At 58.3% G+C, this 23,585-nt stretch carries 29 protein-coding genes; 17 read left to right on the top strand and 12 right to left on the bottom strand.

Annotated features, from left to right (window positions below):
- Positions 1–211: 211 nt before the first annotated feature.
- Genes KGB27_RS08595 through KGB27_RS08585 form a run of 3 tightly spaced genes read right to left on the bottom strand, consistent with a single transcriptional unit; the run spans position 212 to position 2,976 of the window.
- Positions 212–532 carry a hypothetical protein gene (locus KGB27_RS08595; protein WP_223553930.1) on the bottom strand — a complete coding sequence of 107 codons (321 nt, stop codon included), beginning with the start codon at positions 530–532 and terminating at the stop codon, positions 212–214.
- A 28-nt stretch (positions 533–560) separates the two neighbouring features.
- The gene (locus tag KGB27_RS08590; protein ID WP_223553927.1) at positions 561–1,781 is read right to left on the bottom strand and encodes a CaiB/BaiF CoA transferase family protein; all 1,221 of its coding nucleotides are present in this window, start codon (positions 1,779–1,781) and stop codon (positions 561–563) included.
- A 13-nt stretch (positions 1,782–1,794) separates the two neighbouring features.
- Positions 1,795–2,976: an acyl-CoA dehydrogenase gene (locus KGB27_RS08585; RefSeq protein WP_008027768.1), complete on the bottom strand. Its 1,182-nt coding sequence runs from the start codon at positions 2,974–2,976 to the stop codon at positions 1,795–1,797.
- A gap of 158 nt (positions 2,977–3,134) precedes the next feature.
- On the opposite strand from KGB27_RS08585, the gene KGB27_RS08580 reads away from it, so the two are divergent.
- From KGB27_RS08580 to KGB27_RS08530, 11 genes are all read left to right on the top strand, one after another.
- Complete coding sequence (locus KGB27_RS08580; protein ID WP_192417875.1) at positions 3,135–4,034, top strand: LysR family transcriptional regulator; 900 nt, start codon at positions 3,135–3,137, stop codon at positions 4,032–4,034.
- 435 nt (positions 4,035–4,469) lie between these two features.
- A complete protein-coding gene (locus tag KGB27_RS08575; RefSeq protein ID WP_008027764.1) occupies positions 4,470–5,591 on the top strand; it encodes a Re/Si-specific NAD(P)(+) transhydrogenase subunit alpha in 1,122 nt (373 codons plus the stop codon).
- Positions 5,592–5,606: 15 nt separating this feature from the next.
- The gene (locus tag KGB27_RS08570; RefSeq protein ID WP_003187010.1) at positions 5,607–5,930 is read left to right on the top strand and encodes an NAD(P) transhydrogenase subunit alpha; all 324 of its coding nucleotides are present in this window, start codon (positions 5,607–5,609) and stop codon (positions 5,928–5,930) included.
- Positions 5,930–7,363: an NAD(P)(+) transhydrogenase (Re/Si-specific) subunit beta gene (locus KGB27_RS08565; protein WP_008027761.1), complete on the top strand. Its 1,434-nt coding sequence runs from the start codon at positions 5,930–5,932 to the stop codon at positions 7,361–7,363. The genes KGB27_RS08570 and KGB27_RS08565 overlap by 1 nt, the downstream gene beginning before the upstream one ends.
- A 180-nt stretch (positions 7,364–7,543) precedes the next feature.
- Entirely contained in the window at positions 7,544–9,037 is a 1,494-nt protein-coding gene (locus tag KGB27_RS08560; RefSeq protein ID WP_008027760.1) for an acetyl-CoA hydrolase/transferase family protein, read from the top strand.
- A gap of 319 nt (positions 9,038–9,356) precedes the next feature.
- Positions 9,357–9,572, top strand: coding sequence for a DUF1127 domain-containing protein (locus KGB27_RS08555; protein ID WP_007947887.1), 216 nt, complete (start codon positions 9,357–9,359; stop codon positions 9,570–9,572).
- Between the two features lie 257 nt (positions 9,573–9,829).
- Positions 9,830–10,039 carry a DUF1127 domain-containing protein gene (locus KGB27_RS08550; RefSeq protein ID WP_207285029.1) on the top strand — a complete coding sequence of 70 codons (210 nt, stop codon included), beginning with the start codon at positions 9,830–9,832 and terminating at the stop codon, positions 10,037–10,039.
- 144 nt (positions 10,040–10,183) lie between these two features.
- Complete coding sequence (locus KGB27_RS08545) at positions 10,184–10,501, top strand: DUF2388 domain-containing protein (RefSeq protein WP_008044656.1); 318 nt, start codon at positions 10,184–10,186, stop codon at positions 10,499–10,501.
- Between the two features lie 110 nt (positions 10,502–10,611).
- Positions 10,612–10,920, top strand: coding sequence for a DUF2388 domain-containing protein (locus KGB27_RS08540; RefSeq protein WP_008044658.1), 309 nt, complete (start codon positions 10,612–10,614; stop codon positions 10,918–10,920).
- A gap of 27 nt (positions 10,921–10,947) precedes the next feature.
- Entirely contained in the window at positions 10,948–11,268 is a 321-nt protein-coding gene (locus tag KGB27_RS08535; RefSeq protein WP_008027752.1) for a DUF2388 domain-containing protein, read from the top strand.
- Complete coding sequence (locus KGB27_RS08530; protein WP_223553925.1) at positions 11,265–13,226, top strand: DUF4105 domain-containing protein; 1,962 nt, start codon at positions 11,265–11,267, stop codon at positions 13,224–13,226. Before KGB27_RS08535 ends, KGB27_RS08530 begins: the two co-directional genes overlap by 4 nt.
- A 125-nt stretch (positions 13,227–13,351) precedes the next feature.
- Here KGB27_RS08530 and KGB27_RS08525 read toward each other — a convergent pair whose 3' ends face one another.
- The 3 genes from KGB27_RS08525 to trpB form a co-directional block, all read right to left on the bottom strand.
- Complete coding sequence (locus tag KGB27_RS08525; RefSeq protein WP_207285027.1) at positions 13,352–13,795, bottom strand: anti-virulence regulator CigR family protein; 444 nt, start codon at positions 13,793–13,795, stop codon at positions 13,352–13,354.
- Between the two features lie 121 nt (positions 13,796–13,916).
- Positions 13,917–14,729 (bottom strand): tryptophan synthase subunit alpha, encoded by an 813-nt coding sequence (gene trpA / locus KGB27_RS08520; RefSeq protein WP_008027744.1) that lies wholly within the window; start codon positions 14,727–14,729, stop codon positions 13,917–13,919.
- Positions 14,729–15,964: a tryptophan synthase subunit beta gene (gene trpB / locus KGB27_RS08515; RefSeq protein WP_008027742.1), complete on the bottom strand. Its 1,236-nt coding sequence runs from the start codon at positions 15,962–15,964 to the stop codon at positions 14,729–14,731. Before trpB ends, trpA begins: the two co-directional genes overlap by 1 nt.
- A 126-nt stretch (positions 15,965–16,090) precedes the next feature.
- On the opposite strand from trpB, the gene KGB27_RS08510 reads away from it, so the two are divergent.
- Complete coding sequence (locus KGB27_RS08510; protein ID WP_207285026.1) at positions 16,091–16,984, top strand: LysR family transcriptional regulator; 894 nt, start codon at positions 16,091–16,093, stop codon at positions 16,982–16,984.
- On the opposite strand, the gene KGB27_RS08505 is transcribed toward KGB27_RS08510, so the two are convergent.
- Positions 16,981–17,307, bottom strand: coding sequence for a YqjD family protein (locus tag KGB27_RS08505; protein WP_008027738.1), 327 nt, complete (start codon positions 17,305–17,307; stop codon positions 16,981–16,983). The two genes, KGB27_RS08510 and KGB27_RS08505, sit on opposite strands and share 4 nt — an antisense overlap.
- Positions 17,308–17,465: 158 nt before the next feature.
- Between KGB27_RS08505 and KGB27_RS08500 the strand changes: the two genes are divergently transcribed.
- Complete coding sequence (locus KGB27_RS08500; RefSeq protein WP_008027736.1) at positions 17,466–17,681, top strand: dodecin; 216 nt, start codon at positions 17,466–17,468, stop codon at positions 17,679–17,681.
- Between the two features lie 122 nt (positions 17,682–17,803).
- The gene (locus tag KGB27_RS08495) at positions 17,804–18,025 is read left to right on the top strand and encodes a DUF1161 domain-containing protein (RefSeq protein WP_223553922.1); all 222 of its coding nucleotides are present in this window, start codon (positions 17,804–17,806) and stop codon (positions 18,023–18,025) included.
- A 69-nt stretch (positions 18,026–18,094) separates the two neighbouring features.
- On the opposite strand, the gene KGB27_RS08490 is transcribed toward KGB27_RS08495, so the two are convergent.
- A complete protein-coding gene (locus KGB27_RS08490; protein WP_223553920.1) occupies positions 18,095–19,096 on the bottom strand; it encodes an LLM class flavin-dependent oxidoreductase in 1,002 nt (333 codons plus the stop codon).
- A 243-nt stretch (positions 19,097–19,339) separates the two neighbouring features.
- On the opposite strand from KGB27_RS08490, the gene KGB27_RS08485 reads away from it, so the two are divergent.
- Both KGB27_RS08485 and KGB27_RS08480 read left to right on the top strand, forming a co-directional pair.
- A complete protein-coding gene (locus tag KGB27_RS08485) occupies positions 19,340–19,768 on the top strand; it encodes an OsmC family protein (RefSeq protein WP_008044663.1) in 429 nt (142 codons plus the stop codon).
- Between the two features lie 150 nt (positions 19,769–19,918).
- Positions 19,919–20,158 carry a DUF1161 domain-containing protein gene (locus tag KGB27_RS08480; protein WP_223553918.1) on the top strand — a complete coding sequence of 80 codons (240 nt, stop codon included), beginning with the start codon at positions 19,919–19,921 and terminating at the stop codon, positions 20,156–20,158.
- A 6-nt stretch (positions 20,159–20,164) separates the two neighbouring features.
- On the opposite strand, the gene KGB27_RS08475 is transcribed toward KGB27_RS08480, so the two are convergent.
- Positions 20,165–20,587, bottom strand: coding sequence for a hypothetical protein (locus KGB27_RS08475; RefSeq protein ID WP_223481143.1), 423 nt, complete (start codon positions 20,585–20,587; stop codon positions 20,165–20,167).
- Between the two features lie 40 nt (positions 20,588–20,627).
- Positions 20,628–21,050 (bottom strand): hypothetical protein, encoded by a 423-nt coding sequence (locus KGB27_RS08470; protein WP_223553916.1) that lies wholly within the window; start codon positions 21,048–21,050, stop codon positions 20,628–20,630.
- Between the two features lie 60 nt (positions 21,051–21,110).
- Between KGB27_RS08470 and KGB27_RS08465 the strand changes: the two genes are divergently transcribed.
- Positions 21,111–22,202 carry an aminopeptidase gene (locus tag KGB27_RS08465; protein WP_223553914.1) on the top strand — a complete coding sequence of 364 codons (1,092 nt, stop codon included), beginning with the start codon at positions 21,111–21,113 and terminating at the stop codon, positions 22,200–22,202.
- Between the two features lie 87 nt (positions 22,203–22,289).
- Here KGB27_RS08465 and KGB27_RS08460 read toward each other — a convergent pair whose 3' ends face one another.
- Positions 22,290–22,748, bottom strand: coding sequence for an REP-associated tyrosine transposase (locus tag KGB27_RS08460; protein ID WP_008027719.1), 459 nt, complete (start codon positions 22,746–22,748; stop codon positions 22,290–22,292).
- 173 nt (positions 22,749–22,921) lie between these two features.
- A complete protein-coding gene (locus KGB27_RS08455; RefSeq protein ID WP_008044671.1) occupies positions 22,922–23,572 on the bottom strand; it encodes an HAD family hydrolase in 651 nt (216 codons plus the stop codon).
- Between the last annotated feature and the right edge of the window lie 13 nt (positions 23,573–23,585).

Here is a 23,585-nt window from a genome sequence, read left to right as displayed (position 1 = left end):
GTGATGCTGACAATCTTGTTGACTATCAGTCTGACTCCACAAGCACCCACACGAATTGCTTGATTCAGTTGTTAAAGAGCGGTTGGTTAAGATCTTTCGTCTCAACCGAGGCGCGCATTCTACAGCGTCCTCTGTATCTGTCAAGCGGTTATTTTCAGAAGTTTTCAAAGTTTCCTTTGCAACTTCAACCACTTGCGCTTCCGATCTCTCGTTAGCGGGAGGCGAATTCTACAGCGTTACTCGCTGCTGTCAACACCTCTTTTTCTCCGCTTTCGACCGAGAAGATCGAATCGTCAAAAGAGCCAAACAACACCGCTCTTTCAACTCCTTCTGGGCTTCGATGACCTGAAGCAACTCGCTGTCGAAAACTGCGTAACTCTTTGTTTACCAAGGAGTTTTTCGTTTCGACTGCGCCGGAAGTGGGGCGAATTATAGACTTCCAGAATCTGCCGTCAACCCCTAATTTAGCCTTTCTATCAATAACTTGCAGAAAGCCTGAAAACAGCGCGCCTCCCTCTATATAGAAGAGCAAAACCACGCCCTCTATATAGAAGGACTCCTCAAAGCACTCCAGCGTCCTTTAATGCAGTCACCGCACAAGCGTCCAGGCCCAACACCCGCTGCAGCACTGCCATCGTATGCTCGCCCAGCAAAGGAGGCGCATTGCGGTACTCCACCGGTGTCTCGGACAGACGAATCGGGCTCGCCACCTGCGGCACCATCCCTGCCAAGGCGTGAGGCAGCTCAATCGCCAAACCGCGCGCCTTTACCTGAGGGTCGGCAAACACCAGAGCCAGATCATTGATCGGACCACACGGTACGCCTGCCCGCTCCAACTGCGACACCCACTCAGCAGTGGTCTTGAACACCGTAGCCTGGCGAATCAACGGAATCAGCACCGCACGGTTCGCCACCCGCAGCTTGTTGGTGGCAAAGCGCGGATCATCCGCCCACTGCGGCTGCCCGGCCACTTCCGCAAATTTGCGGAACTGCCCGTCATTACCCACAGTGAGAATGAAATCGCCATCTGCTGTAGGAAAGTCCTGATACGGCACGATGTTCGGATGTGCATTACCCAGCCGCTTCGGCGCATTGCCTGTCGTCAGGTAGTTCATCGCCTGGTTAGCCAGACATGCCACCTGGACATCCAGCAACGCCATATCGATATGTTGGCCGCCACCGTCATGATCCCGATGCGCAAGCGCTGCGAGAATCGCCACGGTCGAGTAAAGCCCGGTCAAAATGTCCGTCAGCGCCACGCCGACTTTCACCGGCCCGGCACCATCATCACCTTCTGGTCGCCCCGTCAGACTCATCAGGCCGCCCAAGCCCTGGATCATGAAGTCATAACCCGCGCGCTTGGCGTAAGGACCCGTCTGACCAAATCCGGTGATCGAGCAGTAGATCAGATTCGGATTGGCCTCTTTGAGCGACTCATAATCCAATCCATAAGCCGCCAGACCACCGACCTTGAAGTTCTCGATCAAGATGTCTGACTTCGCCGCCAGCTCACGCACCAACTTCTGCCCCTCCGGGCGAGTGAAGTCGATGGTCACCGATTGCTTGTTGCGATTGGCCGACAAGTAGTAGGCGGCCTCGCTGGTGTTCTCGCCATAGGCGTCCTTCAGAAAAGGAGGCCCCCAGGCGCGCGTGTCATCGCCATTGCCCGGACGCTCGACCTTGATCACCTCGGCGCCAAGGTCCGCCAGTATCTGACCGGACCACGGCCCGGCCAGCACCCGCGACAAATCCAGTACCCGTAGATGCGAAAGCGCGCCCATGGCCGTTCTCCTATTAATAGAACGCCTGGAGGCCAGTCTGCGCACGACCAAGGATCAGCGCGTGGACGTCATGCGTACCTTCATAGGTATTCACCACTTCCAGGTTGACCAGGTGACGCGCCACGCCGAATTCATCGGAGATACCGTTACCACCCAACATGTCACGCGCCATCCGAGCAATGTCCAGGGACTTGCCGCAAGAGTTGCGCTTCATCATCGACGTGATTTCGACCGCAGCGGTGCCTTCATCTTTCATACGACCCAGGCGCAGACAGCCTTGCAGAGCCAAGGTGATTTCGGTCTGCATGTCAGCCAGTTTCTTCTGGATCAATTGAGTAGCAGCCAATGGACGACCGAACTGCTGACGATCCAGGGTGTATTGACGAGCGGTGTGCCAGCAGAACTCGGCCGCGCCCAACGCCCCCCAGGAAATGCCATAACGTGCCGAGTTCAGGCAAGTAAACGGGCCTTTCAAACCACGGACGTCAGGGAAGATGTTCTCTTCAGGGACAAACACGTTGTCCATGACGATCTCACCAGTGATGGATGCACGCAGCCCCACTTTGCCGTGAATGGCCGGCGCGCTCAGGCCTTTCCAGCCTTTCTCCAGAACGAAGCCACGGATGTCGCCCTCGTCGTCCTTGCCCCAGACCACGAATACATCGGCGATCGGGCTGTTGGTGATCCACATCTTGCTGCCGGTCAGGCTGTAGCCGCCTTCCACTTTGCGTGCACGGGTAATCATCGCGCCCGGGTCGGAACCGTGGTTAGGCTCGGTCAGACCGAAACAGCCAATCCACTCGCCCGAGGCCAGTTTCGGCAGATACTTCTGCTTCTGGGCCTCAGTACCGAATTCATTGATCGGCACCATCACCAAAGAGGACTGCACGCTCATCATCGAGCGATAACCCGAATCGACGCGCTCAACTTCACGAGCAATCAGACCGTAGCTGACATAGTTCAGACCGCTGCCGCCATATTGCTCAGGGATGGTTGCACCCAGCAGGCCGACTTCACCCATTTCACGGAAGATCGCCGGGTCGGTCTTTTCATGACGGAAAGCTTCAAGAACACGTGGCGCGAGCTTCTGCTGAGCGAATTGCTCGGCAGTGTCGCGAATCATGCGCTCTTCTTCGGTGAGCTGTTGATCCAGCAGCAGGGGATCGATCCAGTTGAAGCTAGCTTTACCGCCCATGAGTGTGTCCTCTCGAATCGGGTCAAATAATGTGGACTGATCCTAGGCTGGGTTCGGCGTTACCACAAACGAGGATTTTGCATACTGTTGTGCTAATTTCTCACTCCGAAACATCGCGAAGCAGTTTTTTGTACGATGTATTAGTGAGGTTGACGTACATGCGCAGGAAGATCCCCAGCACAACCGCCCTGGTCAGCTTTGAAGCAGCGGCACGCCACGAGAGCTTTACCAAGGCAGCCCAGGAGCTTTCCCTCACTCAGGGAGCGATCTGCCGACAGATCGCCAGCCTTGAGGAGTTCTTGAGTGTGGAATTGTTCCGACGCTCGCGGCGTGGAGTGAAGCTGACTGAAGCCGGGCTTTCCTACAGCCGTCGGGTAGCAACACAGCTGGACGCCGTAGAGCGCGACACCCTGTCAGTGATGGGCCAACAGGGTACCAACGTGATTGAGCTGGCAGTCGTACCAACCTTCGGCACCCAATGGCTGCTGCCAAGACTCAAGGACTTCCAGCAAAAACATCCGGAAGTGACGGTCAACCTCACTAACCGCACACGCCCGTTCCTGTTTGCCGACACAGACTTCGATGCCGCCATTTACTTTGGCGATGCAGACTGGTCAGGCACTGAATCCCACAGGCTGATGGGCGAAAATCCCATGCCTGTGTGCAGCCCCAACCTACTGGGCAAAAGGACAAGCCTCACACCCGCTGAAATCGCCGAACTGCCCTTGCTGCAACAGACCACCCGCCCCTATGCCTGGCGCCAATGGTTCAACTCGCAAAACCTTAATATCCCCCGCGACATGACAGGGCCGCGCTACGAGCTATTCTCCATGCTTGCCCAAGCGGCGATGCATGACATGGGGATCGCCTTGATCCCGCCGTTCCTGATTCAGCGCGAGCTGGCGGAGAAGCGGCTGGTGATTGCCAACGCTCAGGCGCTGTCCAGCATCAAGGCGTATTACCTGATGATTCCTGATCGAAAGGTCGAATCTGCGTCTTTGAAGGCCTTTCGCGACTGGCTGGTAAATCAGGCACAAAGCTACAGCCTAGAAGGATAAAGGCTCTTCGCCATTAGCTGACCCCGTAGTCAATAAACTGAAAGCCCTACAGATATAAGTATTTGTCGCATATTCGCAGACTGTACCTAGAAGCTGTACAAACGTCCCACAAGCGCCTGAAAACGTGGCCTTGAGCCGCTATTCGATGGCAATAACAGTGCATTCACCGTACCGATGTGTAATTTCTTTAATTTTGGCGAAAAACCTTACAAGGCACGGCCTGCAAGGGATTGAAACGGTTGGTTGCGACATTCGGTCACGGGGTGACTTGTAGTTAATTTTCCGTCACCCGTCATAATCCCTTGAAGGGCACAAAGTTCGCCTGCAAAATGCCGCGCCCCGCCCTGATTTGGCGGGATCGTGCTGATCGGCCGCCCCAGCCGCACCATCCGAAGTGCCTGGGTTTACTCAATAAGATCACGCAGGAGATTTGACGTGCACATTGGTGTTCCTCTCGAAACCCAGACGGGTGAAACACGGGTTGCTGCAACCCCGGAAACCATCAAGAAGCTGATCGGCCAGGGTCATAAGGTCACTGTGCAAAGCGGCGCCGGCATTAACGCCAGCGTTGTCGACAGTGCTTATGAAGCGGCAGGCGCAACCATTGGCAGCGCCAACGATGCGTTTGGTGCCGAGCTGATTCTCAAGGTGGTCGCACCCAGCGACAGCGAACTCGCTCTGATCAAGAGCGGCACCGTTGTGGTGGGCATGCTCAACCCGTTCAGCAATGAAACCATCGCCAAACTGGCCGAGTGCGGAATCACCGCGTTTGCGCTGGAAGCCGCACCACGCACCTCCCGCGCCCAGAGCCTGGATGTGCTGTCTTCGCAAGCCAACATCGCCGGCTATAAAGCCGTGTTGCTGGCCGCTCACCATTACCCTCGCTTCATGCCGATGCTGATGACCGCTGCGGGCACCGTGAAAGCGGCGCGCGTGCTGATTCTTGGCGCCGGGGTAGCCGGTTTGCAGGCGATCGCTACGGCGAAACGTCTGGGTGCGGTGATTGAAGCGTCTGACGTGCGACCTGCGGTTAAAGAGCAGATCGAATCCCTCGGTGCCAAATTCGTCGACGTGCCTTATGAGACCGATGAAGAGCGCGAATGCGCCGTCGGTGTCGGCGGTTACGCACGCCCAATGCCGGCGAGCTGGATGCAGCGTCAGGCCCTGGCCGTGCACGAGCGCGCCAAGCAGGCTGACATTGTCATCACCACGGCACTGATTCCGGGCCGCAAGGCACCGACGCTGTTGAGCGCGGAAACCGTGGCGCAGATGAAGCCAGGCTCGGTGGTCATCGACCTCGCCGCAGCCCAGGGCGGCAACTGCCCGCTGACCGTGGCCGATCAGGTTGTGGTCGAGAATGGCGTGACCATTTGCGGTCCTACCAATCTGGCCGGCGCGGTCGCGGCAGACGCTTCGGCCCTGTACGCACGCAACCTGCTGGACTTCCTGAAGCTGGTCTTCAACAAAGAAGGCCAGTTCGAAGTGAACCTAGAAGACGACATCGTCGCCGCGTGCCTGATGTGCCGCGACGGCCAAGTCATCCGCAAAAACGCCTAAGCAGGGATTCAGACGATGGAAGAGCTTATCTCCCCCGGTATCTACAACCTGATCATCTTCGTGCTGGCGATTTATGTCGGTTATCACGTGGTCTGGAACGTTACACCCGCGCTGCACACGCCGTTGATGGCGGTCACCAACGCCATTTCGGCGATCGTGATCGTCGGCGCCATGCTCGCCGCGGCGCTGACCGTTACGCCACTGGGCAAAACCATGGGCACGCTGGCCGTGGCCCTGGCGGCAGTGAACGTATTCGGCGGCTTCCTGGTGACCCGCAGGATGCTTGAGATGTTCAAGAAAAAAGCCCCGAAAGCCGTAAAAGAAGAGGCGCCTAAGTAATGAGCATGAACCTCGTAACGACGCTCTACTTGATCGCGTCCATCTGCTTCATCCAGGCCTTGAAAGGCCTGTCGCACCCGACCACGTCGCGTCGCGGCAACCTGTACGGCATGCTCGGCATGGCGTTGGCGATCCTCACCACCGTAGGCCTCATCTATAAGCTGGGCGCTGAGCTGGCCACCGCCGGTATCGGTTACGTCATCGTCGGCCTGCTGGTCGGCGGCACCGCTGGCTCGATCATGGCCAAGCGCGTTGAAATGACCAAGATGCCGGAACTGGTCGCCTTCATGCACAGCATGATCGGTATGGCCGCGGTGTTCATCGCGATCGCCGCTGTTGTTGAGCCGCAATCGCTGGGCATCGTCAAGCAATTGGGTGATTCGATTCCTGCGGGCAACCGTCTGGAGCTGTTCCTGGGTGCAGCCATCGGTGCAATCACCTTCTCCGGTTCGGTGATCGCGTTCGGCAAGCTCTCGGGCAAGTACAAGTTCCGCCTGTTCCAGGGTGCACCAGTACAGTTCGGCGGCCAACACAAGCTGAACCTGCTGCTGGGTCTGGCGACACTGGCGCTGGGCATCACCTTCATGCTGACCGGCAATCTCAGTGCATTCGCGCTGATGCTGGTGCTGGCCTTCGTGATGGGCGTCCTGATCATCATCCCGATTGGCGGCGCAGACATGCCGGTTGTGGTGTCGATGCTTAACAGTTACTCCGGTTGGGCAGCAGCGGGTATCGGCTTCTCGCTGAACAACTCGATGCTGATCATCGCGGGCTCGCTGGTGGGTTCGTCCGGTGCGATCCTCTCGTACATCATGTGCAAGGCGATGAACCGCTCCTTCTTTAATGTGCTGCTCGGTGGTTTCGGCAATACGGCCGATGCCGGCCCGGCTGGCGCCAAGGAAGCCCGCCCGGTGAAATCCGGCTCGGCCGACGACGCGACCTTCCTGCTGACCAACGCCGATACCGTAATCATCGTTCCAGGCTACGGCCTGGCGGTAGCACGGGCGCAGCACGCACTGAAAGAGCTGACCGAGAAGCTGAGCCATCGTGGCGTGACCGTGAAATACGCGATCCACCCGGTGGCGGGTCGTATGCCTGGTCACATGAACGTACTGCTGGCCGAGGCTGAAGTGCCTTACGACCAGGTGTTCGAGATGGAAGACATCAACTCCGAGTTCGGTCAGGCCGACGTGGTGCTGGTGCTCGGCGCCAACGACGTGGTCAACCCGGCGGCGAAGAACGATCCGAAATCGCCGATTGCCGGGATGCCGATTCTCGAAGCGTTCAAGGCCAAGACGATCATCGTCAACAAACGTTCGATGGCCAGCGGTTATGCCGGCCTGGACAACGAACTGTTCTACCTCGACAAAACCATGATGGTCTTCGGCGACGCCAAGAAAGTCATCGAAGACATGGTCAAAGCCGTCGAGTAAAAACTGCTCCAGCGCAATACCCAAAACCTCAGCCTTTAGTAGGCTGGGGTTTTTTTATTCCCCGTGAAACCCGACCAAAGGCTCTAAATCAGGGGTCTGCATTCGACCATGGTAGCGGGAGGATTTTTTTTGAAATCACTAGACTGCACACCTTGCTTCCGTTGCCCGAGATAACAATCCATGTACCGTGATCGTATTCGCTTGCCTTCGTTGTTGGATAAGGTGATGAGCGCCGCTGACGCTGCCGCTCTGATTGAGGACGGCATGACCGTCGGCATGAGTGGTTTCACGCGCGCCGGCGAAGCCAAAGCCGTGCCTCATGCATTGGCCGAACGCGCCAAAGTCACCCCGCTGAAAATCACGCTGATGACCGGCGCCAGCCTGGGCAACGACCTTGATAAACAGCTCACCGAAGCCGGCGTCCTGTCGCGACGCATGCCGTTCCAGGTCGACAGCACATTGCGCAAGGCGATCAACGCCGGCGAAGTGATGTTTATTGACCAGCATCTTTCAGAAACCGTGGAGTCGCTGCGCAACCAGCAGCTGAAACTGCCGGACATCGCCGTCATCGAGGCCGTGGCGATCACTGAGCAAGGCCACATCGTGCCGACCACTTCGGTGGGCAACTCGGCCAGCTTCGCGATTTTCGCCAAACAGGTGATCGTCGAGATCAACCTGGCGCATAACCCGAACCTCGAGGGTTTGCACGACATCTATATCCCGACGTATCGCCCGACCCGCACGCCGATTCCGCTGGTGAAGGTCGACGATCGCATTGGCAGCACCGCCATTCCGATCCCGCCTGAAAAGATCGTCGCGATCGTCATCACCAATCAGTCCGACTCGCCGTCGACGGTGCTGCCACCAGACGTTGATACCCAGGCCATTGCCGACCACCTGATCGACTTCTTCAAGCAGGAAGTGGCGGCTGGGCGCATGACTAACAAGCTCGGCCCATTGCAGGCCGGCATCGGCACCATTGCCAACTCGGTGATGTGCGGACTGATCGATTCTCCGTTCGAAGACCTGACCATGTATTCCGAGGTGCTGCAGGACTCGACCTTCGACCTGATCGACGCCGGCAAGCTGAGCTTTGCGTCTGGTAGTTCGATCACCTTGTCGAGCCGCCGCAACGCTGATGTGTTCGGCAACCTGGAGCGTTACAAGGACAAGCTGGTCCTGCGTCCGCAGGAAATCTCCAACCACCCGGAAGTGGTGCGCCGCCTTGGGATCATCGGCATCAACACTGCGCTGGAGTTCGACCTGTACGGCAACGTCAACTCTACCCACGTCTGCGGCACGCGAATGATGAACGGCATCGGTGGCTCGGGCGACTTCGCGCGCAACGCGCACCTGGCGATCTTCGTCACCAAGTCGATTGCCAAGGGCGGTGCGATCTCCAGCGTGGTGCCGATGGTCAGCCACGTCGATCACACGGAACATGACGTCGACATCCTCGTGACCGAGGTCGGTCTGGCGGACTTGCGCGGGCTGGCACCGCGGGAGCGGGCTCGCGTCATCATCGATAATTGCGTACACCCGGACTATCGCCAGGCGCTGGATGACTACTTCACCGCCGCTTGCGCCATCGGCGGGCACACGCCACATATCTTGCGAGACGCCCTGAGCTGGCACATCAACCTGGAAGAAACCGGTCGAATGCTGACGGTGTAATTGATACAGATAGCCGCTGTCGCAAACACAGTTTCGACAGCGGACTATTGCCAGGCAGAAATGTGTTTAAAACTGTACTGCTGTACTGGTCTTTTCCTACCGTAATGGCCTACCTTTTCGACCTGAATCACCAAAAATGCACCACATTAGTGCTGATAGGTACAGTTGCCTCAATTTAGACCAGTACACCACCCTTTAACAGTTAACTGGTCCCTCACAATACAGGTGAACTGTATCTAGAGAGACTGGCCAAACAAGAGGATCATTGGCATCAGTTAAACCACTACCTAATCCCGCCACAAGCGGAAGGATGAAAACCATGGAACGTACACTCAGTTCCGATCTGTTCTTCGAAGACACCGCTGCAAAAACCCAGGCTTCCATGCCTCTGCGCGTTATCGCCAACCTGATGCTGTGGCAGCGCCGCATCTCCAGCCGCCACCAACTGGCTCGCCTGGATTCGCGTCTGCTGGCTGACGCCGGGATTAGCGAAGCACAACGCTACGAAGAGCTGAGCAAGCCGTTCTGGCGCTAAGTTAGCGTCGCTGGCTCTGATCTTTAAGGTCAACCGCCAGCACCCGAATTGAACAAACAAGACCCGTCGTGGGAAACCACGACGGGTTTTGTCGTTTTGGGGTGATGAAATCCTCAAAACAATAAGTACACTCAACTACAGGTACAGTTTGATTTTATTAAAAACTGAACCAGTACAATTTCAAGCGTGTGTGTCTGTCTTGGCGAACCGGGCGGGATCATCATGAAATCCCGACCTGCCAGCAAAAGGACTGCACCATGGATCATCCACTGGATCTCCCCGCGACCACTTCGCAATCCAAGCCTCGGTTTACCTGGCTTGGAAGAGTGTTCAGAGGCCTCGCCAACAGCCTCGAAAGAGCCAGAACCCGGCGTTTACTGGCGCAACTCGACGGCAGGCAGCTGTCTGACCTGGGTATCAGTCATTCAGATCGTGTCAAAGAATTGGATAAGCCGTTCTGGCGCTGATGTCCGCCTGAACAGACGGGGCTGTGCGAATCGACACCTACAGGCCTAATATCAAGCCAGAACGTGGCGATGACTGCGCGACAGGCGTCTGACTCAACAGACACCGCGCCACCTCTCAATCGGTTTACCAAAAGGAGTTACACCATGTCCCGTCTTCGTCTGCTCAGCGCTGCAGCCCTGCTTGCCGTGGCTGCCAATTCCCACGCCACCAGCTTCATCGTGACCACCGATGCCGTCGTCGGTGCACTCAAGGCTACGTCCGATGCCACTTCCGATGTCACCTCGTCCTTTCGCGATGACAAGATCGTACGCGCGGCCCGTGACGACGCCGCCAGCTTCGTCGCCAGCGAAGGCGCCATTCGTGGCGTGAAACTGGAAAGCGCACTCGACCACATTCGCCACCAGGCCCCTCAACTGAACGCGACTGACGCACAGCTGGCTCAGGCCATCCTGACGATCTAACCAGGCGTCATCCATATCCGGGACACGCCCAACGTGTCCCGATGTTTCGGCGCTGGCTCTAAACCGGGCGTTGCGCTAGCCTTGGGACTCGTTTTCAACTGTCGAGTCTCATGCGTTTTCTTACCTGTCTGTTGATCACTCCGGTTCTCATGGCGGCCAGTTGGGCAAGCCTGGCCCATGCCTTCGACCTGACGACGCAAGGCGTCGTAGCTACGGGCTACGCCACAAGCATGGTGACCTCCGCCCCCTTCGACCGTAAGCTTCTGCTCGCCGCCAGGGATGACGCCGCTTCATTTATCGCCAGTGACGGCCAACTGCGAGGCGCGCAACTGGAGTCGGCCCTGATTTACCTGCGCCAGACCCAGCCAAAACTTCATGCAAGCGACCTTGAACTGGCACACGCTATTCTCGTCCAATAGTTATCCTCGTTCCTCCGGAGTCGTTCCATGCGTAGCCCGCTGATTGTCGCCACCCTTGGCCTGCTGCTGTTGGCCGATGTAACCCAGGCGCACACCCTGGTTGCCACCAGCAACATCCTCATCAACGCCACTCGCCGGACCCTTGATTTCACTTCCGATACCACGACGTCCATCCGTGACGCGAAAATCGTTCGAGAAGCCCATGACGATGCCGCCAGTTTCGTCGCCAGTGATGGCGATATCCGAGGCGCGCACCTGGAAGCAGCGCTCAACCTATTGCGCACCCGCGTGCCGGAAGCTCGGGACGCCAGTGATCAGGTCATCGCCGAAGCCATCCTCGCACTGTGAGGTCGCTAAATGCCTGGCTTCTGATGGGGGCCATGTTGCTGCTCGGCAACACGGCTCAGGCCGGACTGCAATTACAGCTCAAGACCGAAGGCCTGAGTCCCGCGCAACAGCAGGCCAGCCAGGCGCTGCTTGATGAAGCCATGCAGGCGTTGCCGCCGCGGTTCATCGAGCAGCTCGACCGACGCATCGACGTTGGCTGGACCGATGACATGCCGAGCAATGCCTACGGCCAGGCGTCGCTGGTGTCCGAGCTCGACCTGAACCGCAACCTGCTCGCCAGCCTCACCGACGGCAGCGCCGCAACCAAGAAGACTTATCGCCCCCACGGCACCGTGCGCAGGGAAATGCTGGCCACGGTGCTGCACGAACTCACCCACATCTATGACCGCTCGCGTTTTTGGCCAGCCGCCGAACGCACGCTGATCCAGCGCTGCACCCGGCGCACCAACAGCTCCGGCCTAATCGGCATTCCGGATGAATGCCGTGGCCAGTCCGAGCGACGCTTTACCCTCAGCGATGACCCGCGCCTGCTCGACCTCGCAGGCTGGCCGCAATACGTGGGCCGTCGCGGCGAGCGCGAACAGTACAACCGCCAGATCGCCCGCAGCCCGGACATCTACGAGACCAGCAGTCCCAAAGAGTTCGTCGCGGTGAACATGGAGTACTTCCTCCTCGACCCGAGCTACGCCTGTCGCCGCCCTGCGCTCTACCGCTACTACAAAGAACATTTCGGCTGGGCTCCCGCCGCCAAAGACACCTGCGGCAAATCGTTCGCCTTCCTCAATGCCGGTAACGACTTCGCCAAACAACCTCTGGGCCAGGTCGATCCGGAGCGGGTGTATGCCGTGGATTATCTGTTGGCCGAAGCCAACCAGAACTGGGTCAGCCGCTGGGGCCACAGCATGTTGCGCCTGGTGATCTGTGCTCCCGGCCGGCCACGAGGGCCGGATTGCCGGCTGGATCTGGATCAACACCTGGTGTTGTCCTACCGCGCCTTCGTCGGTGATGTACAGCTGTCGAGCTGGGATGGATTGGTCGGCAAATACCCGTCGCGCCTGTTCGTCCTGCCGCTGGCCCAGGTCATCGATGAGTACACCAAGACCGAATTGCGCAGCCTCGCCTCGGTGCCGCTGAACCTGTCGCGCAACGAGATCGAAGACGTGGTGGAACACGCCGCCGAGATGCACTGGAGCTACGACGGCAATTACTTCTTCCTGTCCAACAACTGCGCGGTAGAAGGCCTGAAGTTGCTGCGCAGCGGCACCAACAACGCAAAGCTGGTCGGGCTGGACAACATCATGCCCAACGGCTTGCTGGAAGTGCTCAAGGGTCGCGGCCTGGCGGATACCAGCGTGCTGGACGATCCTCGCGAAGCGCTGCGTCTGGGCTATCGCTTCGACTCTTTCCGCGATCGCTATCAAGCGATGTTCGAGGTGCTGAAAAAGCACCTGCCGATCAAACAGGACAAGGTCGAAGACTGGCTGGCCTTAAAGGCCGAAGAGCGTCGTAAATGGATTGATCAGGCTGACCTGCGCACCAGCGCGGCTTTACTGCTACTGGAGCAGGCCGCTTTCCGGCAACAACTGGTGCTGGCCCAGGACGAAGTGAAGCAACGCTATCTCGGTGCCCGGGAATTGCAGAACGGCGGTATGGACAAGGCCAATGCGACGTTGAAGCAGATTCTCGCCAACAGCGGCTTCCTCAGTCGTCCGGCGGAGCTGCTCGGTACCGGCGGTTATGGCTTGCCGCAACCCAGCGAGTGGCAACGCCTGGAATCGGAAAGCAGCCTGAGGCAAAAGCAGCTCCAGGCGCTGACCGGCGACCTGGACAAGGAAGTGAGAGCGCTGCTCGACCCGAGTCGTGCGGCGGAGATGGCTGCCAACGAAGCCAACCTGAAGCAGGTTGGCGAGCATTTGCGTAAATTGCACAAAGCAGCGGGCGGATTGGAATTGCCGTAGTAATTGCTGCCCACTGTAGGAGCGAGCCTGCTCGCGATGGACTTGAAAGCGCCGGGTTCCGTCGGGAAACACGCGTTATCGTTAACGACCATCGCGAGCAGGCTCGCTCCTACAGTTTCATCACGTCAGAGCACCCCTTCCAGAATTTCATAGACGATCCCGGTACCCACGGCGATCAGCACAATGTCGCCCCCCGCGCGGCGCCATTCGTAACCCTGGTAATACGGCAGCCGACTCAGCGCGCGGTTGTCCAGGCGTTCGCCGTAATAACCGTGCGGCAATGGCCGACCACGCTCCAGATGAATGCCTGGAGGTGGCGGCGCACCCCGTACGAAGTAGCCATGATTGTCATGAATCGTCTGGCGCACCGGACCAAAGTCCCGTGGCGGAGGGCCACCGCGATGGTTGTCCTGCGGGCCTCGATGGTCATCGCCATGGTTATCGTAATGGCCCTGTTGCTGACCGCCGCGGTCGTGATCGTCGCGCTGATCGGCGCTGGCGTGCAGCAACGGGGTGGCACTGAGCATCAGCACACCCAGGCTGGCAATCAGACGTTTCGGCATTTTCATCGGGTCTTTCCTCACGGCACACACAGCAAAAAGGGCTTCAGAACGTAGTCCTGAAGCCCTCGGTCTTGCTGTTTAGTCTGTACCGCGAGGCTCTAATTCCTCTGTATCAGGAACTTTACCTTCAGCTGACGCGGGCCTGACGCACGCCATCGGCCAATGCCGCGCAAAGACTCAACACGCCATCGACCGCTTGATCCGGCGTCGAGGCATTGGCGATGTGATCGATCAACGCCGAACCCACCACCACACCGTCGGCCAGACGTGCGATGGACGCTGCTTGCTCCGGTGTACGAATACCGAAACCGATGCTGATCGGCAGATCGGTGTGGCGGCGCAGACGGGCCACCGCTTCTTCAACGTGCTCCAGCGTCGCCGCGCCGGCACCGGTCACACCGGCCACAGACACGTAGTAAACGAAACCGGAGCTACCGTTCAAGACCGTCGGCAAACGCACATCATCGGTCGTCGGGGTAGTCAGGCGGATGAAGTCCAGACCGGCAGCCTGGGCCGGGTCGCACAGTTCGCCGTTGTGCTCGGGCGGCAGGTCGACCACGATCAGGCCATCCACGCCGGCCTCTTTGGCGTCGGCGATGAAGCGCGGTACGCCGTACATGTGGATCGGGTTGAAGTAACCCATCAGCACCAGCGGCGTATCGCTGTTGCCTTCGCGGAACTCGCGAACCATTTGCAGGGTTTTCGCCAGGTTCTGTTTGGCGCCCAAGGCGCGGATGTTGGCCAGCTGGATCGCCGGGCCGTCAGCCATTGGGTCGGTGAAAGGCATGCCCAACTCGATAACGTCGGCGCCAGCACCAGGCAAACCTTTGAGGATCGCCAGGGAAGTGTCATAGCTCGGGTCGCCGGCGGTGACGAAGGTCACCAGGGCGGCGCGGTTTTGTTCCTTGAGTTCGGCAAAACGCGTTTGCAGGCGGCTCATCAGTGTTTCTCCTGCTGGGACTGCACTTGTTGAGAGTTTTCCATGTGGTGCATCACGGTTTGCATGTCTTTGTCCCCGCGACCGGACAGGTTGACCACCATCAAGTGATCTTTCGGCAGGGTCGGTGCGCGTTTGAACACTTCGGCCAAGGCATGGGCGCTTTCCAGTGCAGGAATAATCCCTTCCAGGCGGCAGCACTTGTGGAACGCGTCGAGGGCTTCGTCGTCGGTCACCGAGGTGTATTGAACGCGACCGATGTCATGCAACCAGGCGTGTTCAGGGCCGATGCCTGGGTAGTCGAGGCCGGCGGAGATCGAGTGGGCGTCGATGATCTGGCCGTCGTCATCCTGCAGCAGGAAGGTACGGTTGCCGTGCAATACGCCCGGTACGCCGCCATTCAGGCTGGCCGCGTGCTTGCCGGTCTCGATGCCGTAACCGGCCGCTTCGACACCAATGATTTCGACGCTCTTGTCGTCGAGGAACGGGTGGAACAGGCCCATGGCGTTGGAGCCACCGCCGATGCATGCGACCAGGCTGTCTGGCAGACGACCTTCCTGGGCTTGCAGTTGGTCACGGGTTTCCTTGCCGATGACGGCCTGGAAGTCGCGAACCATCGCAGGGTAAGGGTGCGGACCGGCCACGGTGCCGATCAGGTAGAAAGTGCTGTCGACGTTGGTCACCCAGTCACGCAGCGCTTCGTTCATCGCGTCTTTCAGGGTGCCGGTGCCGGCCACGACCGGGATCACCTCGGCGCCCAGCAGTTTCATGCGGAACACGTTCGCTTGCTGACGTTCAATGTCGGTGGTGCCCATGTAGATCACGCAGTCGAGGCCAAAACGCGCCGCCACGGTAGCCGTCGCCACGCCGTGCATGCCGGCGCCGGTCTCGGCGATGATGCGTTTCTTGCCCATGCGCCGCGCCAGCAGGATCTGGCCGATGCAGTTGTTGATCTTGTGCGCGCCGGTGTGGTTCAGCTCTTCACGCTTGAGATAAATCTTCGCGCCGCCGCAGAACTCGGTCAGGCGTTCAGCGAAATAGAGTGGGCTTGGACGTCCGACATAGTCGCGCTGGAAGTAGGCCAATTCTTCTTTGAATGCCGGATCTTCCTTGGCCGCTTCGTACTCGCGGGCCAGATCTAGGATCAACGGCATCAGGGTTTCGGCGACGTAGCGGCCGCCGAACGAGCCAAACAGGCCGTTGGCGTCGGGGCCGTTGCGCAGATTAGTCTGGGTCATGGGTCGCTCCGGTTGAATGGGTGAGATGAAGCTTTTGAAAAGAGAGTGGGCTTAACTCTACCCCTGACGCCTCAGGCTGAAAACCGATAAGATCGCCGCAACCTGTCAGGAAAACTCACAGATCCCATGAGCCACGACCTTCCCCCGCTGAACGCGCTTCGCGCCTTCGAAGCCACTGCCCGCCTGAACAGCGTCAGCCAGGCCGCCGAACAGCTGCACGTCACCCATGGTGCAGTCAGCCGGCAATTGAAAGTGCTCGAAGAGCATCTCGGGGTGAGTCTGTTCATCAAGGATGGTCGCGGCCTTAAACTCACAGATGCCGGCGTGCGATTGCGCGATGCCAGCGCTGAAGCCTTTGAGCGCTTGCGCACGGTCTGCGCCGAGTTGACCCAAAGCACCGCCGACGCGCCGTTCGTGCTCGGCTGTTCGGGCAGTCTGCTGGCGCGCTGGTTTATTCCGCGTTTGGGGCGGTTGAATGCTGACCTACCGGACCTGCGCTTGCACTTGTCCGCCGGAGAAGGCGATCTCGATCCCCGTCGTCCGGGGCTGGACGCTTTGCTAGTGTTCGCCGAGCCGCCATGGCCTGCGGACATGCAGGTTTACGAATTGGCCAGCGAACGCATCGGCCCGGTCATGAGTCCACGCTTTGCCGATTACGAACTGCTTCAACAGGCGCCAGCAAGCGCGCTGTTGAAGCAGCCGTTGCTGCACACCACTTCCCGTCCGCAGGCCTGGCCAAGCTGGGCGCAGCAAAGCGGCCTCGACGCCAAAGCGTTGAAGTACGGGCAGGGCTTCGAGCATTTGTATTATTTGCTGGAGGCGGCAGTGGCTGGTCTCGGTGTCGCGATTGCCCCTGAACCTTTAGTCGCCGAGGACTTGAAGGCAGGGCGCCTGGTTGCGCCGTGGGGTTTCAGCGAAACCCCGGCGCAACTGGCGTTGTGGCTACCCAAGCGCGCCGCGGACGGGCGCGCTCGGCAACTGGCGCAGTGGCTCAAAAACGAACTGCGCCAAACAGATTAGTCACCGCGTTTGCACAGCAAGTAAGCCGCAAGCAGACCCAACGCACCCACCGCGACACCGGCTGTAGTCCAAGGGTGTTCCTGGGCGTAGTCCCGAGTGGCGATCCCGGTTTCACGGGTTTTGACTTTGACTTCTTCGTACGCATCGCTGAGCAAATGTCGCGAATGCTTGAGGGCGCTCTCGGCATTGGCTTTCAGCGCCTTGAGGGTTTTACGCGACTCGTCCGAGGCGTCGTCCTTCAGGTTCTCCAAAGACTTCAACAGACTCTCGATCTCGGCTTCCATGCTTTGCAATGAGGCTTTACGTAAAGAGGTATTGGCCATGGTGGCTCTCCTGCATTGATGATGAGTGGCGTGTGTTGGTTGGGACTTCAGAGGTTCAAGAAAGTGCAGTAAATCTGAACTTCTGCCTCTTGAAGGCCGGCAGAAGTAATACGAAAAATCACTGCTAGGCTGTATTTCACACCCTGAGGAGAACGCCCATGACTGACCATCACACTTACAAGAAAGTCGAACTTGTCGGCTCATCCACCAGCAGCATTGAAGACGCCATCAACAACGCGCTGGCCGAAGCCAGTAAAAGTCTCAAGTACATGGAATGGTTCGAAGTGACCGAAACCCGCGGGCACATCAAGGACGGCAAGGCAGCGCACTTCCAGGTGACGCTCAAGGTCGGGTTCCGGATTGCCAGCAGCTAAGATTGAGCTAGTCTTCTGAACTTGCGCGCTGGCCGAGTGCCATAGGGAATGGCAAAGCGCTACATGAGTGCATCCGGCTGATGGCTGGATGCTCCCTTTGATCCGACCAGGGAATGCGACCGATGAAGAAGTTTATGTTGGCGGTAGGTTTGTTGAGCCTTGCGGGCGCGGCGTTTGCTGACGGCAAGGCATGCGAAGAGCTGAAAGCCGAAATTGCAGCGAAGCTGGATGCCAAAGGCGTTTCTGGCTACTCACTGGAAATCGTTGATAAGGGTACCGCTGCTGGCGGAAAAATCGTCGGCACCTGTGAGAAAGGCACCAAGGAAATCGTCTACAAACGCTAGGCCGATTCCATCGTTAAACGAAAAAGCCGACGCAATGGCGTCGGCTTTTTTATGCGCGCTGTTTAAGCGTCAGCCCTTCATGACTTGCGCCAGCAGCTCATAGGAATGCACGCGATCGGCATGTTCATACAGGTCGCAGGTAAAAATCAGCTCGTCTGCCTGGGTCTGCTCGATCAATACGTCCAGCTTGGCGCGGATTTTCTGCGGGCTGCCCACCATCGCCAGTCCCAGGAAATCATGCACCGCTTCTTTCTCATGGGGCAGCCACAGGCCATCCATGGTTTTCACCGGTGGACGCTGGACCAGGCTTTGACCACGCATCAACGCGAGGATGCGCTGGTAAACCGATGTTGCCAGATACTCGGCCTGCTCGTCGGTGTCAGCCGCTACCAGCGGAACGCCAAGCATCACGTAGGGCTTGTCCAATACCGCTGAAGGCTTGAAGTGATTGCGATAGACGCGAATCGCCTCATGCATGAAGCGCGGTGCGAAATGGGAAGCGAACGCGTAGGGCAAACCGCGCTCACCTGCCAGTTGTGCACTGAACAGGCTCGACCCCAACAACCAGACCGGAACGTTGGTGCCTGTGCCCGGCATGGCGATGATTCGCTGGTCTGGCGTGCGTGGACCGAGGTAGCGCACCAGCTCCGCCACATCTTCAGGGAAATCATCGGCACTGCCGGAACGCTCGCGACGCAAGGCGCGTGCAGTCATCTGATCGGAACCGGGGGCGCGGCCCAGGCCCAGGTCGATCCGGCCCGGATACAGGCTTTCGAGGGTGCCGAACTGCTCGGCGATCACCAATGGCGCGTGGTTGGGCAACATCACGCCACCTGAACCGACCCGAATGGTCGACGTGCCGCCGGCCAGATAGCCCAGCAACACCGAGGTCGCGGAGCTGGCGATGCCGTCCATGTTGTGGTGCTCGGCCACCCAGAAGCGGTTGTAGCCAAATTTTTCAACGTGCTGCGCCAGGTCCAGGGAGTTGCGCAGCGACTGGGCCGCACTGCCGTTCTCGCGCACGGGCACCAGATCAAGGGTCGAGAATTTGATATCGGACAGTCGTTTCATAAACCTGCTTCTCCAGTTGAGGTCGCAGGTTTTTTCTTGCAAACGAAAACCTGCCGAATCCATAAGCGTGCTTCATGCAATGAGGGCATATACCCGAGTTTCAATAGCCGAGACAAAAAAACCTACGAAAACGGTAGGATTAATGAATTCAGGTGAACTTTGCACCGCCGTCTATCCTCAGAACCCTGGCAACCGAAAACCACGAAGGCGCGACGCTTCGCGCCGGATCTTGAGGAGGCAGACATGGCTATTACCAAGAAAGCATCGGCGCATTGGGAAGGCGACCTGAAAACCGGCATCGGCTCGATTTCCACCGAAACCGGTGTTCTCAGAGAAGCCCCCTACGGCTTCAAGGCACGTTTCGAAGGCGGTAAAGGCACCAATCCGGAAGAGCTGATCGGCGCGGCCCACGCCGGTTGTTTCTCCATGGCTTTTTCAATGATTCTCGGCGACGCCGGTCTCAAGGCTGACAGCATCGATACGAATGCCGAGGTCACGCTGGACCAGGTCGACGGAGGGTTTGCGATCACTGCGGTGAAGTTGATCCTGAAGGCGAAAATCCCTGGGGCGACCCAGGCGCAGTTCGAGGAACTGAGCAATAAAGCCAAAGAAGGCTGCCCGGTGTCCAAAGTGCTGAATGCGAAAATCAGCCTGGATGCGACGCTGCTCTAGACCCGTCTTATCGGGCAAAAAAAATCGCAGCCTTCGACAGGCTGCGATTTTTTTGCGCTGAAACAAAACCCGGCTGGCGTCCCTGTGGTCGAATAAATGACAGCAGTGAAAACGCATCAACCTGCGTGCTGCCTCAAAGGAGCTTCAACCATGAAACGTTTTGCCCTGGCGATTATCTGCAGTGTGCTGGCCACTTCGGCACTCGCTGCGCCCAAGGATTGCGAAGAACTCAAGAATGAGATCGAAGTGAAGATTCAGGCGAATGCCGTGCCCTCCTACACGCTGGAAATCGTGTCGAAGGAAGAGGCCGCCCAGCATGACGCCGCGATGGTCGTCGGCACTTGCGACAACGGCGCCAAAGCCATCATTTACCAGAAGAACGACAGTTGATCCGCCTCACATGAGGCAATAGGACTCTCGGTCTTCAGCGACGATTTCCCGCTTGGCGTTGTACAAACGAGCGCCGGGAGTGAACGCTATCGAACGGCCTTCCAGCACATAACGCTGGCCTGCTTCGAAATGATCGTAGTTGATGGTCAGGTAGCACAACCGTTCCGTGGGACCGCTCATCACACCAAAGCCCCCGCCACCGGGCACTTCAAAGTCGAATCGAACGACCAGCTCATGGCTGCCGGGCGTCACCTGGAAGAAACGCCCATCGCGCAGTCGCTGCTTGTCCAGTCGTTCCGCCATCAGCAACTTATCGTTCGGGAATGGCGTAGAAAACTCGACCCAGGCCATCTGTGGATCGACCGCCGGTAACGGGCTCTGGCAACCGGCAAAGGCGCTTGCCGCGAGCAATAGCAATAACCTGCGCATGATGAATGTCCCGATGTTTGGTCATTCAGCATAACGCCGATCAGGTCCGTTGACAGCCTGCCGGAGAGCCTTGGCCTATCACTTTTCGCTGTTGGTCATAGAGCTTGGCCCACGGCCGAAAACCGATATTCCCTGCTTGCAGCTGATATTTCTCACCCGCGTTGAAATTGTTGAATTTCACATTCAGTTGGCAATCGCGCCATAGCGGCTCGGCGTCCGGCCCGATGTTGCTCGGATCGACCGGGAACAGATAACGCACCGTCAATTCATGACTGCCGGGCTGGACCTCGAAGTAGCGCTTGTCGGTGGAGGCCTTGTCATCGACTTCCAGCGCTTGCAATGCGGTGTCTTCCTGCGGTGTATCGAGATCGATCCACGCTTGAGACGGATCATGGTGGGGTAATCCGAATCCTGCACAGCCTGTCAGCAACAACAGGCCTCCCGTCAGCATCATCTTGCGCATAGCGGAGCTCCAGTCAGGCGGGATAGTCTTGCGGGAAGACTCTCCAGGGATGATTTTATTTTGATCAGGCCGCTTCCAAGCCTTGGGTTACTTGATCGCGTTTTGCGTGTTTTGTTTCCGGGTGTGTTGTTTTTGTTGCTCAACGGTTGCGCCAGCGTCAGCTATTACGGCCAATTGGCCAGTGGCCAGCTGCAATTGCTGCGGGCTCGAGAGCCAGTTTCCGACGTGATTGCCGACCCCACCCGCGATCAAAAGCTGCGTGCGCATCTGGCCCAGTCGCAAAAGGCCCGGGCGTTTGCCAGCCAGCAGCTGCATCTGCCGGATAACCAGAGCTACCGTTTGTACGCCGACATTGGCCGACCGTTCGTAGTCTGGAACGTGTTCGCCACGCCGGAATTTTCCCTGACGCCGCAAAACCACTGCTTTCCCGTCGCCGGTTGCGTCGCCTACCGCGGCTATTACAACCAGAGCGCGGCCCGTGGTGAGGCGGCGTTGCTGCGACTGCAAGGTATGGACGTGTCGATCGGCGGCGTCGAGGCCTATTCGACGCTCGGCTGGTTCAACGATCCGATTATCAGTTCGATGATGGGTTGGGGCGATGAACGGTTGGCAACGTTGATCTTCCATGAACTGGCGCATCAGCGCTTTTATGTGAAGGACGACACGGAGTTCAACGAGTCTTTCGCCACGTTCGTTGAACAGGAAGGCACTCGACAGTGGCGCGCCCATCGCGGGTTGGCGCCGGACAACGGCGCCCAGGCGCAGCGACGGGATCAGTTCATTCAGTTGGTTCTGGATACGCGCTCGCGACTGGAAAAACTCTACGCCCTGCCGCTGCCAACCGAGCAGATGAGGCAACGCAAAGCCGCTGAGTTCGAGCGCCTACGAGCCGAATACCGGCAGATACGCGACAGCCAATGGGCTGGAGATAAACGCTATGACGCGTGGATCAACGCGCCGATGAACAATGCGCGGTTGTTGCCGTTTGGTTTGTACGATCAGTGGGTGCCGGCGTTTGCGGCGTTGTTCCGGCAAGCGGGTGGGGATTGGGTGAAGTTTTATGCGGCGGTGGAGAAGCTTGGTGCTTTGGAGGTTACTGAGCGCAAGGCGGCATTGAAGGCTTTGGCGGAATCGAAAATTTCCGGTGATTGAACGGCCCCCTTCGCGGGCAAGCCTCGCTCCTACAGGACTGATGAACATCCGTAGGAGCGAGGCTTGCCCGCGAAGGCGCCCTTAAGGTCACAACCAGATTGCATCCCACAGAGGATAATTCCCTACCTTCTCAACCAAACCCGCACGCAACGGGTTAGCGACGATGTAGCGAGCAACCGCCTGCAAGTCCTCTTCCTTTCGAATGGCGCGATCATGATAGCCGTGTTGCCAAACCGGACCTTGACGGCCAACTGAACGATTAAGCGTCACTGCAATGCGTGATTTGGTCCGAGCCATCAACTTGGGTAGCTGAGTATTTTTTAGCTCGATCAACCAATGGAAATGATCGGGCATGACGACCCAGGCTAGCGACGTCGCAAACTCTTCTCGCTCTGCCGTTCGAAAAGCATCAACCACCAAACGCCCATTGTAGAAGTCGCGGAACAACGGTTCTCGATTCAAAAGCACCGCTGTCAGTAGGTAAATCTGCCCGGACTCCGAATATCGTCCTGTGCGCAATCGGTGAGCGTGTTTTAACTCCGGCAATGATGATCCTCCTTGATCGTGGCCCGCCTCTTCAGGCTAGAACGACAAGAAGGGTTTTGAGTGAGAACAGTTGATCAGGATGTGTATCGGCGGACGCCTTCGCGGGCAAGCCTCGCTCCTACAGGACTGATGAAGATCCGTAGGAGCGAGGCTTGCCCGCGAAGGCGTACTTGCTAGCGCTGCAAAAACGCCTGATGCATCTCATCCAGCGTTTCAAAATGATAAGTCGGTGCTTCCGCACTCAATTCCTCGCGGCTGCCGAAACCATACCCAACCGCCGCCGCATCCAGCCCATTGCTGCGCGCGCCGATCAGGTCGTGTTTGCGGTCGCCGATCATCAAGGTGTTGGCCGGGTCCAGGCCTTCTTCCGCCATCAGGTGGGCGATCAACTCGACTTTGTTGGTCCGCGTGCCATCCAGCTCGCTGCCGTAAATCACCTTGAAGTGTTTGGCGAAGTCGAAGTGCCGAGCGATTTCCCGGGCGAAGATCCACGGCTTGGAGGTCGCGATGTACAGCTGACGCCCTTGCCCGCCGAGGGTTTCGAGCAGCGGCGTGACGCCATCGAACACGCGGTTTTCGTACAGGCCGGTGACCTTGAAGCGCTCGCGATAGAAATTCACCGCCTCCCACGCCTTGGGCTCGTCGAAGTCGTAGAACTGCATGAACGCCTGCAACAGCGGCGGGCCGATGAAGTGTTCAAGCTTGGTCAAGTCGGGTTCTTCGATACCGAGTTTGCTCAGGGCGAACTGGATCGAACGGGTGATGCCCTCGCGCGGGTCGGTCAGGGTGCCATCGAGGTCGAACAACACGGTTTGGTAATGCATGTTGAATCCTGAA

The organism is Pseudomonas sp. BF-R-01 (genome assembly GCF_019946615.1).
Taxonomy (GTDB): domain Bacteria; phylum Pseudomonadota; class Gammaproteobacteria; order Pseudomonadales; family Pseudomonadaceae; genus Aquipseudomonas; species Aquipseudomonas migulae.
Note: the sequence above shows the minus strand (reverse complement) of the source record. Positions and strands in the feature narration are given on the sequence as shown.